Source organism: Vibrio sp. B172a (genome assembly GCF_030248355.1).
Lineage (GTDB): Bacteria > Pseudomonadota > Gammaproteobacteria > Enterobacterales > Vibrionaceae > Vibrio > Vibrio owensii.
This window is the reverse complement of sequence record NZ_JAHGAC010000008.1, coordinates 421,446-436,832: the sequence shown is the minus strand read 5'-3', so window position 1 is coordinate 436,832 and position 15,387 is coordinate 421,446. Positions and strand designations below refer to the sequence as shown.

Annotated in this window: 11 protein-coding genes; 5 read left to right on the top strand and 6 right to left on the bottom strand. The window is 46.6% G+C overall.

What is annotated here, in order from left to right; translation table 11 throughout:
* The first annotated feature begins 45 nt into the window (after positions 1-45).
* The 4 genes from KIT90_RS11790 (at position 46) to KIT90_RS11775 (ending at position 3,273) form a co-directional block, all read left to right on the top strand.
* Positions 46-1,251 carry an acetyl-CoA C-acetyltransferase gene (locus KIT90_RS11790; protein ID WP_285376788.1) on the top strand — a complete coding sequence of 402 codons (1,206 nt, stop codon included), beginning with the start codon at positions 46-48 and terminating at the stop codon, positions 1,249-1,251.
* Positions 1,252-1,278: 27 nt separating this feature from the next.
* Positions 1,279-1,932 (top strand): CoA transferase subunit A, encoded by a 654-nt coding sequence (locus KIT90_RS11785; RefSeq protein WP_285376941.1) that lies wholly within the window; start codon positions 1,279-1,281, stop codon positions 1,930-1,932.
* Positions 1,932-2,609 (top strand): 3-oxoacid CoA-transferase subunit B, encoded by a 678-nt coding sequence (locus KIT90_RS11780; protein ID WP_258489940.1) that lies wholly within the window; start codon positions 1,932-1,934, stop codon positions 2,607-2,609. Before KIT90_RS11785 ends, KIT90_RS11780 begins: the two co-directional genes overlap by 1 nt.
* Positions 2,610-2,778: 169 nt before the next feature.
* A complete protein-coding gene (locus KIT90_RS11775) occupies positions 2,779-3,273 on the top strand; it encodes a hypothetical protein (RefSeq protein ID WP_033005659.1) in 495 nt (164 codons plus the stop codon).
* Positions 3,274-3,356: 83 nt separating this feature from the next.
* On the opposite strand, the gene pdxY is transcribed toward KIT90_RS11775, so the two are convergent.
* From pdxY to KIT90_RS11745, 6 genes are all read right to left on the bottom strand, one after another.
* A complete protein-coding gene (pdxY, locus tag KIT90_RS11770) occupies positions 3,357-4,226 on the bottom strand; it encodes a pyridoxal kinase PdxY (RefSeq protein WP_045374119.1) in 870 nt (289 codons plus the stop codon).
* 107 nt (positions 4,227-4,333) lie between these two features.
* Positions 4,334-4,516 carry an AbrB/MazE/SpoVT family DNA-binding domain-containing protein gene (locus KIT90_RS11765; RefSeq protein WP_009706526.1) on the bottom strand — a complete coding sequence of 61 codons (183 nt, stop codon included), beginning with the start codon at positions 4,514-4,516 and terminating at the stop codon, positions 4,334-4,336.
* Between the two features lie 126 nt (positions 4,517-4,642).
* Positions 4,643-5,953, bottom strand: a complete 1,311-nt coding sequence (gene potE, locus KIT90_RS11760) for a putrescine-ornithine antiporter (protein WP_005437812.1) — start codon at positions 5,951-5,953, stop codon at positions 4,643-4,645.
* 65 nt (positions 5,954-6,018) lie between these two features.
* Positions 6,019-8,199, bottom strand: coding sequence for an ornithine decarboxylase SpeF (gene speF, locus KIT90_RS11755; RefSeq protein WP_005429232.1), 2,181 nt, complete (start codon positions 8,197-8,199; stop codon positions 6,019-6,021).
* Between the two features lie 445 nt (positions 8,200-8,644).
* On the bottom strand, positions 8,645-9,091 hold the full coding sequence (locus KIT90_RS11750) for a helix-turn-helix transcriptional regulator (protein ID WP_009706527.1): 447 nt from the start codon (positions 9,089-9,091) through the stop codon (positions 8,645-8,647).
* A 473-nt stretch (positions 9,092-9,564) separates the two neighbouring features.
* Positions 9,565-10,770, bottom strand: a complete 1,206-nt coding sequence (locus KIT90_RS11745) for a tetratricopeptide repeat protein (RefSeq protein WP_050910095.1) — start codon at positions 10,768-10,770, stop codon at positions 9,565-9,567.
* A 516-nt stretch (positions 10,771-11,286) separates the two neighbouring features.
* Between KIT90_RS11745 and pulA the strand changes: the two genes are divergently transcribed.
* A complete protein-coding gene (pulA, locus tag KIT90_RS11740) occupies positions 11,287-15,276 on the top strand; it encodes a pullulanase-type alpha-1,6-glucosidase (RefSeq protein ID WP_285376783.1) in 3,990 nt (1,329 codons plus the stop codon).
* The last annotated feature ends 111 nt before the right edge of the window (positions 15,277-15,387 follow it).

The following is a 15,387-nucleotide window of genomic DNA, read 5'->3' as shown; positions in this document are numbered from 1 at the left end:
TCCCTACACTGGTTGTGACAGAACGATTACGGAGTAAACAGCGGTATGGAACGAATCTTTATTGTGGCGGCAAAGCGCACCCCAATTGGCAGCTTTAATGGCTCGTTAGCGTCATTGTCCGGTGTGGAATTAGGCGCTCATGCCATCAAGGCAGCCTTGGAGCAAGTGGACATCGCCCCAGAACAGATCGACGAGGTGATTGTGGGCAACGTACTGACTGGAGGCGCAGGCATGGGACCGGGTCGCCAAGCCGCAATGAAGGCAGGCATTCCAGAATCCGTTCCGGCTTACACCCTCAATATGATTTGTGGCAGTGGCATGAAAGTCATCATGGACGGTGCAAGCCATATCAGAGCGGGCGATGCTGAGTTAGTGCTTACTTGCGGCATGGAGAGTATGTCTAACGCACCTTATGTCTCTTCTGGCCAGATTCGTCGCGGCTACCGCATGGGTCATCAACTCCAAGAAGACAGCATAATCAAAGATGGTCTGACGGATGCCTTCCACAACTACCACATGGGTGTTACGGCAGAAAACATCGCCAAGCAATTCCAAATCAGCCGAGAAGATCAGGATGCCTTTGCCTTACAAAGCCAACGTAAAGCAGTCAGCGCGATAGAAAATGGTCATTTTGAAGCGGAAATTGCGCCAATTACGATAGTGGATCGCAAACGCCAATTCGAAGTGAAAAACGACGAATATCCGAAAGCCGACAGCACCTTTGAAGGTCTACAAGGGCTGCGCCCTGCATTCGATAAAGAAGGCAGCGTTACCGCAGGCAATGCATCCGGTATTAATGATGGTGCATCCGCAATTTTGCTCGCTTCAGAAAGTGCAGTGAAACGCCACAACCTCAAGCCAATAGCTGAACTCATCGAATACGGACAAGGTGCTATCGCCCCAGAGGTGATGGGCTTAGGTCCGGTGTCTGCGATTGCCAATACCTTAGCCAAAGCCGAAATGGCGATTGAAGATATCGACGTTTTTGAGCTTAACGAAGCCTTTGCTGCACAAGCACTTGGCGTGATTCGCTCCCTTACCGAGCAACACAATATCGATGAAGCGTGGCTGCTAGAACGCAGTAACTTAAGTGGCGGTGCCATTGCACTGGGTCACCCAATCGGCGCATCCGGTAACCGCATTGTGACCACCTTGGTTTACCAACTGCAACGCACTCGCCGCGATTACGGTTTGGCATCACTTTGCATCGGCGGCGGCATGGGCACGGCGTTGATTTTAAAACGTTGCTAGAAGGAATCTCTCATGAACACGAAAAACATGAAAAAAGCAGCCACTACAGAGCAAATTGAAGACCTACTACACGATGGCATGACCATCATGATTGGTGGCTTTATGGCGACGGGAGCCCCAGAGCGTTTGATTGACTTGCTGATCAAAAAAGACATCAAAGACATTACCTTAATCAGTACCGACACAGGTTCACCCGGTCGTGGTTCTAGCCGACTTATCGCGGAAAAACGGGTGAAGAAACTTTATGCCTCGCACATCGGCACCAACCCCGAAACGGGTAAACAAATGAACGAAGGCACACTTGAAGTGGAGCTGGTTCCTCAAGGTACATTGGCAGAGCGCATTCGCAGTGCGGGCGCGGGTTTGGGTGGCGTACTAACACCAACCGGGCTTGGCACCATAGTCGCAGAGAACAAACGCGTGATTGAAGTCGATGGCAAACAATATCTCTTGGAAATGCCACTGAAAGCCGACTTAGCGCTGATTCGTGGATCTAAAGTTGACCGTCGTGGCAACGTTTTCTACAGCAAAACCACCCAAAACTTTAACCCTTTAATGGCAACTGCGGCAGAAACCGTAGTGGTGGAGCCAGAGCAGATTGTGGAATTGGGCGACATTGAACCCGAAGCCGTGCATACCCCAAGTTTGTACGTCGATTACATCTTAGTGGAGGACTACTAATGACTGCACAATTAGATAAAGAAGTCGTTCGCCGCCGCATTGCATGGCGCGTTGCTCAAGAGATGCAAGATGGCGACATCGTTAACCTAGGGATCGGTCTACCAACGCTAGTTGCCAATGAAGTAGACAAAGACGTCGAGCTATTACTGCAAGCGGAAAATGGCTTAATTGGCATTGATAAACTCGCATCTGAGGCAGAAATCGACCCTGATCTGGTCAATGCAGGCGGACAGAGCATCACAGCAATCGCGGGGGCATGTTATTTCAACAGCGCCGACTCTTTTGCCATCATTCGTGGTGGTCACGTGGATTCAACCGTACTTGGTGCGCTGCAAGTCGATGAACGTGGCAATCTTGCCAACTGGATCATTCCGGGGAAAATGGTTCCAGGAATGGGTGGTGCGATGGATCTTGTGGTCGGCGCAAAAAAAGTGATTGTCGCCATGGAACACACAGTGAAAGGCAATCCAAAACTGCTTAAGCATTGCACTTTACCGCTGACCGCTGTGGGCCAGGTGGATTTGATTGTTACCGAGATGGGCGTGTTCGAAATCACCGATAAAGGCATGATGTTAACCGAGCTCGCACCGGAGTTTTCCGTTGAAGAGGTACAAGCGGCGACGGAAGCTCAACTGATTGTATCGCCTAACCTTATTCCAATGCCGACACCAAATTAACTCTAAATGCAAGAGGAGCAATATGCTCCTCTCTTCATAATTTGATCGTTCTTCAAGTTTGTGTCAGGTTTTTCTGAAACACGCAGTTTGCCCTTAAAATTCCCTCAAACCATGCGTAGAATCCCGCCCTGTTATGCGCATGGTTGAGTTGTATTTAGGGTAAAAACCAATGAGATTGTTGTCTGGATTCTCGTCGAAAGAGTGGCTGCTAACGGCTGTCGTGCTCGGAGGCTTAACCGCGTATGCCGTTTATCACTCCAACCAACGAACTTCTGATGCCCGCACAGCCGCCATTCAAGTGATCTTCGCCGACATGCAGTATCACGTTTCCATTCTCAATCAGAATGCGAAAGCCTTTAAGCAAGACCAAGGGGCCGACCAGTGCGTCTTAACCGCCGCTGGGTATCAAGAGTTTTACAATGGCTACCCAGAAACCCAAAGTGAGTGCGGTGAGCAGGTCAGCTTCTTCGATAACCTAACCATCACCGACGAGATGAAACAGACAGATTTAGTCTTCATCGAGAACAACCAATACTCCATGGTTGGGTATGGAAATGACGAATCACCAGAAGCCCTCATGGCAGGCAAATGCTACGCCTACTACCGAATGGATGGCAAAGGCGCGGATGGACACAGCTTTAAGGTTGATACCTCTCGCTGTTAGGGCAAACTTAACGCTGTATAGAACAGGGTATAGAAATCAAAAAGGGAGCTAAGTGCTCCCTTTTTACTGCTTACAGACTGAATTTACGCTTGGCTGAGTGTCACTTCTTCTAATGGGAAGTGCGCGCTAGGCTCAACGAACTCTTGCTGTGCTGCGATGGTTTGCAGTTCCCATTCGCCCGCTTGGTAAGTCGCGTTAAGTACACCGTAGCAAGCATCGTGGCAGTGTTGGAACGCTTGTTTTGGCGTCCAACCTTTCAATAGACCAGCGGTGAAAATTGCCGAAATCAAATCGCCAGCGCCTACGGGTGCTTTAGCAAATTCAAAATGAGGACGCTTCGCTAGGTAAGTGCCTTCTGACGTCGCAAGTAGCATATTAAAGCTGTTATCTGACAAGCAGTAAAGGTGCTTCACCAACACCACTTTAGGGCCTTTTGCTAGCGCACGCTGACAAGCGTTGATTGCGTCATCCAACGTGTGAATTTCCATCTCTGCAAATTGGCTTAGCTCGAACTGGTTAGGCACGATCACATCCGCCATTGGCATTAGACGATTCAACAAGTTTTCTGCGATACCCGGTGCAACAATACAGCCTTTGTCTGGCGCGCCCATCACTGGGTCGCACACGTAAAGCGCTTCTGGATTCGCTTGTTTAACTTTAGTGACGGTATCTTCTACTGCAAGACATTGCTCAGCACTGCCTTGGTAACCAGTCAGAACCGCTTGGCACTTCTCTAGCGCGCCAATGTTACCAAGACCACGAACTAATTCGCTGATGTCATCAGCCGAAAACGCACGACCCGTCCAGCCTTCTTGATACTGGGTGTGGTTAGAAAATTGAACCGTGTGAATAGGCCACACTTCGAAACCCATGCGTTGCATTGGGAAAACGGCACTGCTGTTACCAGCGTGACCAAAAGAAACATGAGATTGTATAGAGAGGATACCTTGCATAGTACCAGACCTCTTCTTGTTGTTATCAATAGTTCAAAGACAGCGGCGAGCGCCAGATTTGCGAAACCAGTAGTGTATCCGACAAACCAAAATTCTCTAACTCAATTCTAGCCTTCTTCGCTGGAATCGCTTGGAGAGCTGGTTTTCAGAACCATTTTCTTAATTTCCATTTTGTCTTTATTGAGCGCAATTTCGAGGGTGTCCCCTTCCCTTATCCCGAGCTCGCTCAGGATCACGCTTGGAATGACTACGACGGTATCGTCACCGATCTTAACAGGTTGGCTAATCATCTTTCGTCCCCCAATTGTCGAAAATGAGTTTTCACGTTGTGAGTGGTGCTGTTTCCTTAACTTACTGAATGGATAAAAAGCAAAAGAGCCTTCCACACCGCGTATGGGAAGGCTCGATTGAAAAAACTAGTTCACGAGAGGTTCATGCTTAGAAGCAATCAGACCGTATGCACTCCAGCCTAGGAAGGTAACGATTGAACCCCACATCATGGCTTCGTAGCCAGAGCCGTACAACGCATAGAAGCTGTATAGAGAACCGACTAGCGCAATGATATTCGTGGTCTTCATTTCGCGCTCAGGCACGTGCGCCACTTGCTGCATGATGAAGATTGCGCCCATACATAGGATGTAAGGAATAACGTTCGTCACTACCGCTAGATTAACCAGCGCTTCAAATTGCTCGTTCAATGTTGGTGATATAGTCATCAAAGAAAGCACCGACTGGATAACCGTAATTGCCACCATACCTTTGATTGGTGTGCCGCGTTTATCAACTTGTGAGAACAGTTTCGGGAAGAAGCCTGCATCTGAAGATGATTTGAATACGGACGCGATAGTGAACTGCCAACCCAGTAGTGAACCTGCACAAGCGAGAACGGCCATGCCCGCAACCACTTTACCCGCCGTAGAACCTAGCATCACTGTCCATACTGTCGAGAATGGCGCGGTAGAGGCAGCAAGCTCAGAGTTCGCCACGATACCAGAACAGATGTTGGTTGAAACAATGTAAACCACAGCCGCAATCAGCGTACCGCCCAATACTGCGATTGGTACGTTCTTCTCTGGGTTTTCTACCGCTTCTGAGTTCGCACAAGCCGATTCAAGACCTAGGAATGCCCAAAGTGTCATTGCGATTGACGCGCTTACTGCTTCACCAAATGGTAAGTGGTGTGGGTTCCACGCTTCTACGTACATGGTTGGGCTGAAGTAGAACCAACCAACAATACCCAAAGAACACACTGGCAGGATAACGCCCCAAACCGTAAACGAGCCGATTTGACCGGTGATCTTCGCACCACCAAAGTTAGCGAAGGTACAAATCCAAAGGATAGCGATGGTGTACAGACAGGTTTCGACTGGCGACAAAGTCACTTCGAAGAAAGCCGAGCCATAGCCTACACAGGTAATCGCAATTGCGATGTTGGCAATCAACAATGACAAGCCGTAGGTCCAACCCGCCATAAACGCCCCCGATTTACCAAACGCGTACGACGCATAACCGTTCATACCACCGTCACGTTTGCTAAAGCGACCACATTTTGCGAACACATAAGCCAATGCCAATGAACCCGCCGCAGTAATCAGCCAAGATAGAATCGAAATCGTGCCCACTTGCGCCAACTTACTTGGCAGCATAATGATGCCCGAGCCAGCCATGTTAATGAATGTCAGAATGGTTAGCTGCACCACCGACATTTTTTTGGTTTCAGTACTCATAAATTATTCTCCACGAATAAACGGTTCGCACCGCGACAACCAAGTCACGATGCGAACGGGGTAGATTAATCTTTAAGGGCGTAGCAATGGGCGGTGGTGCGGCCATTGACGTCTTCTAGGTACACACCTTGAATCTCTGGTGCGAAGCCTGGGAATCGGTTGATGCCTTCTTCTAGAGATAAGAAGTAATCGACCACTTGTTGAGTCCAGATTTCGCCCGTGATCACACAGATAATGCCTGGAGGATAAGGAAGTGCACCTTCTGCAGCGACACGACCTACCGCTTCTTTCAGAGGCAAGTAATCACACTCGCCGCGGAAGTATTTGCGTGTTGCCACATCTGGTTTGTGCACCATGGTTGGGAAGTATTCGCTACGGAACATCGCTTTTTGTAGCTGTTTCACGTTCAGCTCTTTATACATGTCATGCATTTCCTGACATAGCTGACGGATGGTGTAGCCGCGGTAACGCTCTTTGTTCGCTTCATAGACGCGAGGAAGCACGATGTTTAGCGGCGCGTCATCACGAATGAATTTTTCGAAGCGGTTAATTTGCGCCACAAGATGACGGATCTTACCCATGTCCTCTGCTGGAGTGAGAAGGAACAAGATAGAGTTCAAGTCACACTTCTCAGGGATGATGCCGTTTTCACGTAGGAAGTTCGCCAATAACGTTGCAGGAATACCAAAGTCTGCGTAGCTACCATCTTCAGCAATACCTGCTGTAGTGAGTAGCAATTTACATGGGTCAACGAAGTACTGACCTTCGCCGTAGCCTTCAAATTTGTGCCAGCTTGCGTCTGGCTCGAACATGAAGAACTTCTTATTGGTTGCGATAAGATCGGTGTCATAACTGCCCCATGGTTGACCATCAACTTGGTCAGGAATGAACGGACGAATCAGCTCACAACTTTTCAGGATTTCTTTACGTGCTTCGATACCTGTCTTAACCGCATCACGCCATAGGCGCAGACCCGCTTCACCATCGTGGATCTTCGCGTTCACATCCAATGCCGAGAACAGCGCGTAGAATGGTGAAGTTGACGCGTGCATCATAAACGCGTTGTTGAAGCGTTTGTGGTTACAGTAGCGAGCCTGACCTTTGATGTGGTGGTCTTTTTTATGGATCTGCGAGGTTTGAGAGAAGCCAGCTTGTTGCTTGTGAACAGACTGAGTCACAATCACACCCGCATCTTCTGGTTTCAGATCCAGTAGCAGTGGAGAACAGTCTTTCATCATAGGAATGAACTGCTCGTAGCCCACCCATGCCGAGTCAAATAGGATGTAGTCACAGAGATGACCAATCTTATCCATCACGTAACGTGCGTTGTAGATGGTACCGTCGTAAGTACCTAATTGGATGATCGCAAGACGGAAAGGACGTTCATCACGAGCACGCTCTGGTGACACTTTCGCGATTTGAGCACGGATGTATTCTTCATCAAAACAGTGCTCATCCATACCACCAATAAAGCCCCAAGGGTTACGTGCCGTTTCTAGGTAAACTGGCATACCGCCCGCTTGGATCAATGCGCCGTGGTGGTTTGATTTGTGGTTGTTACGGTCAAACATCACCAAGTCACCCTCGGTCACTAACGCGTTACAAACCACTTTGTTTGATGCTGAAGTGCCGTTGAGTACGAAGTAAGTTTTGTCTGAGTTGAACACTTTTGCTGCGTGCGCTTGAGCTTGGTGAGCAGAACCTTCGTGGATCAGCAAGTCACCTAAATCAACGTCCGCGTTACACAAGTCACTACGGAATAGGTTTTCACCGAAGAAATCGTAGAACTGTTTACCTGCTGGGTGTTTTTTGAAGAACTGACCGCCTTGGTGTCCTGGACAGTCGAATGCAGAGTTGCCCATTTCCACGTAGTGAGTCAATTGTTTGAAGAAAGGTGGAAGTAGGCGACATTCGTATTTGGTGACAGCCTCATTGATTTGGCGACCGTAGTATTCAATTGACTGTCTTTCCAAATCGATAACGCCGGTTAACCATACGTAATCTTCTGCTGAAACTGGGTTTTCATCTGTAACTAAGAAAACCGGAATGCCATAACCCGTTTCAGAAATAATTTTGTGTAGACCAGCCTTAATATCTGCAGAAGTAATAATTGCAGCGCCAACGTCGGTTAATTCGACGTGCTCAAGTGGTTTTAAAGTTCGGTTAAATTGCTCATCCAAAGATTCAGATAATAAACTGAAGTCTTCTGGCATGTAATTACTAACACCGATAATTAAACGTTTCATTTGAAATATCTCTTATTTGTTCTGTAAAGACGACAAGCACAGATATTACAAGTGAAATTAATATTTAAAATTCAAAAAACAAATTTCGTGATTATTCGTTCATAATTAAAACTCTTATTTTCTCGAAATAAAATTTCGCGATCTTTATCACTTTCCTTTCGATAAGCCAATGATATTGAATTTTGGTTTAAATTGAATTCAGGTGAAGAATTATGTGACCTCACCAGTTATTATTAAAAAAGGAATCAAAAGAAAATAAAATTTTGCGATTTTCATCACTCTATATTTGACAGGATTGATTTATTAGCAATAACAAACACAATAAATACGCTTATATTTAACAATTTATAAACCATAAACAAAAAGCCATCAACATTTCTGCTGATGGCTTTTCACGTTATTGTTTTTTCTTTGGTGCTTTCTTCGACAAACGTAGAGATCAAGTCTAATCAAACAAATGGCTATCGAGTTTAACGCCGTTATTTGACCACAATTGATACCGTTTCACCGCGTTACCTGACGAATACATGGTGTGTTTGCAGTCCATACATTCGACAAAGTACAGGCCACTCATGCCAGCCATCACATGTAGCCTTCGGCTGTCACAGCGCTTACACGACAAGCGTTGCACCTTACTGTTTACATCGACACGGCGAGCAAAGTTAAGCGTTTCATGGGAGCACAAGGCATCCATCGCACTGTCTTTAAACGGGTGCTCACTAAGCAAGTGATTGATGGCGTAATCGTACACCGGGGGAATCGATGTTTTGCCGTTCTCTATATTGGTTATCTTAGCAACGGAAACACCCAACAAAGATGCAAATTCCACTTTGCTGTATTCCAAGATAAACCTTGAAGAGATGAACTTATCTGCACTAATGATTCTCAACATACACAAATCTCTAATGGACATAAAAAGAGCATGACGTTGCCCCTTTATGTTGAAAAGGATAATAACAGGTTGCTTCTTACTGTATTTATACGCAGAGTGTGCGCTATTTTTATTTTTGGGTATATTGCGCTTAATTTAGTTAAAGATCAACAGACACTAATTGAAACCAAAAATAGAAATTAAGATTTAGTAATATAAAACTTAATACCAAATATTAGTTAAAGTAATGAGTGTCATTAGAAAAACAAAATTTAAGCTAACAAATTATTTTCATAGCTATAGTACGAGCTAATCAATAATAACGGATTGGAGCTTAATTCATGTATTTGCAGCAAGGGGGGATTTCCCTCTATTTATCGATTTATATAGGAATAGATTGGTGGCAAGTAAAATTCTGTTGAAGCTTTGCATAAAGATCACTCAACAACTATGCAAGCGATAGAATAAAGAAGGATTTGAGTGATAAAAAAGCCTCACGAATGAGGCTTGTTGAGATTCTGTGGCTGTAAAAAGTTTTGCGTAAAATCGAGCACTTCTTTGGAAGGTTGCTTTGGTGGAGGAGCAAACTCTTGTTGAACAGGCATCTCCGTTTCAAAGTTCAACTCTGGTGTGTCACCGAGGAGGCTTGCTTCATCATGATGTTCCTCACTGAGCAGCTCGTTTAGCTCCTCTTCACCAGGGAAGTAAACTTCACGTTTGTAGACCTTGTTCAATGCACGAATGATGGAATGCTTCTTCACAACACCAGACGCTAACTTTCTTTGTAGCGGCTTAGCAATTGATTGTAAGCCAACCACCACATCTACACCGATGTTGCTGGCGACCTCATCACGTACAACTCGCGCAGGCTCATAACCCATGTTCGCAGACAAGAACAACCAAACGTAAGCAATCGCGTTACCTGTTTTGCCTGTGTCTTTCCAAGCTTCACCGGCATGATACATGGCCTCTGCACTGCCACATTCTGCTGCTCGTTCTAACCAGTAGCAGCCTTTTACCATGCTCTTTTCAGTACCAATGCCATTGAGGTAACAAAGGCCAACTTGGATTTTGCCATCCGCACTGTCTTGTTCTGCGGCTTTCATAAACCAAAATAAGGCGTCAGCTCGCTGACCTGATGGATTTTCTGGTGACAGTTGCCACTCACCCATATAGAGCATGGCTGGAATGCAGCCTTCATCAGCAGCTTCTTCGATTAATTGGTGACCTTTAGGAATGTTTTTCTCTGTGCCACGCCCAAATACGAGCGCTTTACCAGTGGCAAACTTCGCCTCAACATCTCCTTCTAAGCCCGCAATCGCCGTGCGCCAAAAGTTGGCTTGCTCTCTTAAGATCACGTCTTCACGCATGCGCTCTGCCAAACGAACGACACCGTACATGCCGGTAACGTTATCCAGTTTGGCGGCTTTGTCGTACCAATACAGAGCTTGCTTGATGTTTTCTCGTTCCGCTTCTTTTGCTAAATAAAGAATGGTCGGCACATGACCCGTTTCCGCCTTAAACGCACGTTCTTTACGTTCTTGCTCTCGCGCTTTTTGCATCGCCTTGCGATACGCCGCCTCGCGCGCTTTCCTCTCTGCCTCGAGACGTTGCTTTCGCATCGACAACGAGATCATCCAAACAAATATCAGGATGAGTGAAAGGCCAGTTGCTGCAATAGCAATGCCCATACTACTCATAAACCGCCTCTTTTAAATCGGGCCCATAAGGATTTCCCCTTCGATAGGAAAATCTTGTAAATTCGAATTTGGGTGTCAATACGCTCACGCAATGAAGCGCACACCGTCTCCATTATATAACGACCGTGTAAGTAAAATCTGAAGTTTACATGTCATGAATGACGTCTTTTTATTCAATATCAACCAAACTTATTTTTAGTCGATAAATATCCCCCTTATTTTTATAGAAATAAGTCACAGTTTTGGGGCTTAGACATTCTCATCCCCTATCATCCCCCCTTTCTCCTCCTATAAAAATTTACATCATTAGGCTGTGCTCGACATCTCACTATGCGACCGATTTATTATTTAATTTGTGAACAAAATCTACTGTGATAGAAAATTTTCACTTGTAAAAAACTTAACGGCCTGCTCTCACATTTTGCTGATAGTTCAGTGTATTAGCATCTAGTTGAACATTTCCTTTTCGGCATTTTGCCAATCTATTATCAATTCAATAACAATGGATTTGTAAACGTGGACAATAAAACATTTAAATTATCAGCGATCGCCAAAACCGTTCTGCCTTTGATTTCCGTAGCGGTTATCAGCGGTTGTGGCAGTGATAGCTCTAGCGATGACACAACGAACCCGGGCTCTGGCCTACACCCTGCGGGAGAGAACGAAGTTGTCATCTATTACAAACGTGACGTAGCATCAGCTTCAACAGCAAGCGACTACGAAGGTTGGGGTCTGCACCTTTGGAATGGTGAAGGCTGTACCAGTACTGACCTAGAAGCAATGGGTATTGCTGACGGTGGTACAGACTGGGCATCACCACTCCCATTCGATGGCATCAGCGACACTTACGGTGCGTACTACGTGCTTAAAGTCGATCCAGATGCGTCTGACCCACACAACTGTATGAACTTCATCCTGCACAAAGGCGACGAAAAAGCCTTCGGCAGCGCAAACTCTAAAGTGGAACTGACCAAGCTAGGTGAATCACAAGGTCTATTCGGCTTCCACGGCAGCAGCGAGCTTTACTACGAGCCAATCGAAGAACGCCCTGTAGACATCGATGGCCAAAAAGCCCATTGGTTAGACGCTGAAACCATAGCTTGGGAAGCGGCAGGTAGCGCTGACTCAATGAAGCTTTACTACAGCTTGACCAATGACATCAAGATGGATGAAGACAAGCAAATCACTGGCGGTACAGCGGTTGAGCTGACAAAAGCTGGCGACTTGTCTGATGAACTAAAAGAGCGTTTCCGTCACCTTGCTAGCCTGCAAGCGGCGGGCATCGACGTGAATGCCGAGACACTACGTACGATTTTGAAATCACAAATCGTAATGGTCGCTTACAATGCCGATGGCGATGTGACTTCAGCTACTGAAGTACAAAAACCAGGCGTGCTTGATGCCGTATTTGCAGATGAAGATGCAGGTAATGCAATCAGTGAAGAGTTGGGCGCAATTGTTGAAGGTAGCGCGGCAACATTCAAACTTTGGGCACCAACAGCGCAAGACGTTGACCTAATCATCTACGATGCGAACTTTGCGGAAGAAGCGACAGTTGCAATGACTGAGAACCCAGAAACAGGTATCTGGGAATCAGAAGCGCAAGGCAACGTACTGAACAAGTTCTACCGTTACCAAGTGAAGGTTTACCACCCAACCACTGGTGTTGTTGAAACTCGTCTAGTGACTGACCCTTACTCGCTAAGCTTGTCGCAAAATTCAATGTACTCACAAGTTGTCGATCTAGACAGCGCTGCGTTGAAACCAGCAGAGTGGGATAACTACGACCGCCCAACGGTTGCAAAAGATGAAGACCACGTTCTTTACGAATCACACCTTCGTGACTTCAGCTTTAGCGATACGAAAGGTACGCAATCTCTAAACGGTAAGTACCTAGCACTAACAGAAGCAGAGCGTGAGTCGGTTACTCACCTGCAAGCACTGAAAGACGCAGGTCTAACCACGCTTCACATTCTTCCAGCGTTCGATATTGCAACGGTTGACGAAAACGCAGAAAACCGCGTTGATATCACCGATACCGTAGGCAAGCTATGTGGCATCAAACCAGCGGCTTCAATCTGTGAAACAGAAGACGACGCTAAAATCATTGAAGACGTGCTAAACAGCTACGATCCAGCAACGGGTGCTGCACAAGCACTGATGAACGATCTACGCATGCTAGACAGCTTCAACTGGGGTTACGACCCATTCCACTACACTGTGCCAGAAGGCAGCTACGCGACCGATCCAAACGGTTCTAAACGTATCCTTGAATTCCGTGAAATGGTTCAAGCGACACACAAAATGGATCTGAAGCTGGTGATGGACGTGGTGTACAACCACACTAATGCATCGGGCGTAAACGAAAAATCTGTCCTAGATAAGATCGTCCCAGGATACTACCACCGTCTGAATGTGAACACGGGTGGCGTTGAGAACTCAACTTGTTGTGACAACACAGCAACTGAGAACTTGATGATGGGTAAACTGATGGTTGACTCATTGCTTGTGTGGGCGGACGACTACAAAGTTGACGGCTTCCGTTTTGACTTGATGGCACACCAACCAAAAGACTTGATGGAATACGCTCTGAAGCGCGTTAAAGAAGTCGATGAAAATACGCTATTCTACGGTGAAGGTTGGGACTTCGGTGAAGTAGCAAACAACGCTCGCTTCGACCAAGCTACACAAATCAACATGGCTGGCACTGGCATCGGTACCTTCTCTGACCGTCTACGTGACGCGGTTCGTGGTGGTAGCCCATTCGATGGCGGTGTGGACTCTGAAGGTAAGCACCCACTTCGCTTTAACCAAGGTTTTGGTAACGCAGGTTACCCGAACGAAGAAACGAAGACAGATGCAGAAGCGGTAAACGGTCGTCTACACAACCAAGACTTAGTACGTCTGGGTATGGCAGGTAACCTAGCAGAATTCGTTCTTCTAGACTTCGAAGGTGAAACTAAACTTGGTAAGAACGTAGACTACAACGGTGCACCAGCGGGTTACACTAAGATCCCTTCTGAGAACATCTCTTACGTATCTAAGCACGATAACCAAACGCTATGGGACAACAACGCGTACAAGATCGCGACTGGCACTTCATCTGCTGACCGCGCACGTATGCAAACTGTATCTCTATCTACGGTAATGCTTGGTCAAGGTATCCCGTTCATCCACATGGGTTCTGAGCTACTGCGTTCGAAATCAATGCAGCGTGACTCTTACGACTCAGGTGACTGGTTCAACCGCGTTTACTTCGACGGTAGCGACAACAACTGGAACGTCGGTCTACCTCGTGAAGACAAAGACGGCGCAAACTGGGAGTTGATCAAAACTATCGTTGCTGACAGCACTGCGATGCCAAACACTGACGATATCGAGCTAACTAAGCAACAATTCCTAGAACTACTGACTATCCGTAGCTCAAGCGAACTGTTCCGTTTAGATACCGCTCAAGAAGTCATGAACCGCGTTGACTTCCGCAACGTAGGCAAAGACCAAGTGGAAGGCTTGATCGTCATGTCTATTGATGACGGTGTATCAGCAGGTAAAGATCTCGACGCGAACTACGATGCAATCGTGGCTGTAGTGAACTCAACATCAGAAACGAAATCGTTCAAAGTTGAAGGTGCAACTGGCTTCGAACTGCATGAAGTTCAAAAAGACTCTGCAGATAGCCGTGTGAAAGGCGCAAGCTTCTCTGGCGAAACCTTTACGGTTCCAGCACTAACAACAGCTGTATTTGTTCAACCACAAAACGGCGCTCAAGGTGCAGGTCTACCTGTAAATACTGACAATAAAGACGTATCGAGCATTCCTCCTTACGGTGAAACCAAAGTTTATGTTCGTGGTGACATGAACGGTTGGAATCCATCAGAAGAATGGGAAATGTCATTCCTTGGCAACGGTATGTACTCGGTAACTGGTGTACTTGAAGCTGGTGATTACGGCTTTAAGTTTGCTGATAATAGCTGGGGTACACCAAACTTTGGCTGTGATTACGCAGAACAAGCTTCTGGATCTCTAGACTTGGGTACTGAGGGTAACTGTGCATTGTCCGTTACTGAAACAGGCAAATACACTTTCGTTCTAAATGCAATTCATGAGCAAAGCGATTCAGCTGACAAACCAGTTGTTTCTGTAACGAAAGCAGCAGACGCGCCAACGTTCGGTGAAACTTCACTGTTCCTACGCGGCACAATCACGACTTGGGATACTCCAGCTGAGACCTCAAGTGCGAAATTCACTTACGTTGCAGCAGATGTTTACTCGCTAGATATCGACCTAGCAGCAGGCAGCTACGAAATGAAGATCGCTAGTGCAGATTGGGCTGATGCAACCAACTTTGGTGGCGAAGGAAGTGTTGAGCTAGACACAGCCGTTACTATGGATGCAGGCGGTTCAAGTGCGAACCTTAAAATCACGATTGCAGAAGCAGGAAACTACAACTTCCACTTCAACGCAGCAGATAAAGCAGCGCCAATCGTGACAGTGACTAAGAACTAAAAACAGTAGGCGCAATCATGTGCTAGCTTGGGGAGGGTAAAACCTCCCCTTTTTTGTGCCTGTAAAACGCTATTAAAAAAGCCGCCCGAGCAGTGACGATGGCGGCTTTGT

What these genes read in the sequence shown, in the direction of transcription:
- KIT90_RS11790 (WP_285376788.1), top strand. Translation starts at nt 46, where the DNA reads ATGGAACGAATCTTTATTGTGGCGGCAAAGCGCACCCCAATTGGCAGC.
- KIT90_RS11785 (WP_285376941.1), top strand. Translation starts at nt 1,279, where the DNA reads ATGAAAAAAGCAGCCACTACAGAGCAAATTGAAGACCTACTACACGAT.
- KIT90_RS11780 (WP_258489940.1), top strand. Translation starts at nt 1,932, where the DNA reads ATGACTGCACAATTAGATAAAGAAGTCGTTCGCCGCCGCATTGCATGG.
- KIT90_RS11775 (WP_033005659.1), top strand. Translation starts at nt 2,779, where the DNA reads ATGAGATTGTTGTCTGGATTCTCGTCGAAAGAGTGGCTGCTAACGGCT.
- pdxY (WP_045374119.1), bottom strand. Translation starts at nt 4,226, where the DNA reads ATGCAAGGTATCCTCTCTATACAATCTCATGTTTCTTTTGGTCACGCT.
- KIT90_RS11765 (WP_009706526.1), bottom strand. Translation starts at nt 4,516, where the DNA reads ATGATTAGCCAACCTGTTAAGATCGGTGACGATACCGTCGTAGTCATT.
- potE (WP_005437812.1), bottom strand. Translation starts at nt 5,953, where the DNA reads ATGAGTACTGAAACCAAAAAAATGTCGGTGGTGCAGCTAACCATTCTG.
- speF (WP_005429232.1), bottom strand. Translation starts at nt 8,199, where the DNA reads ATGAAACGTTTAATTATCGGTGTTAGTAATTACATGCCAGAAGACTTC.
- KIT90_RS11750 (WP_009706527.1), bottom strand. Translation starts at nt 9,091, where the DNA reads ATGTTGAGAATCATTAGTGCAGATAAGTTCATCTCTTCAAGGTTTATC.
- KIT90_RS11745 (WP_050910095.1), bottom strand. Translation starts at nt 10,770, where the DNA reads ATGAGTAGTATGGGCATTGCTATTGCAGCAACTGGCCTTTCACTCATC.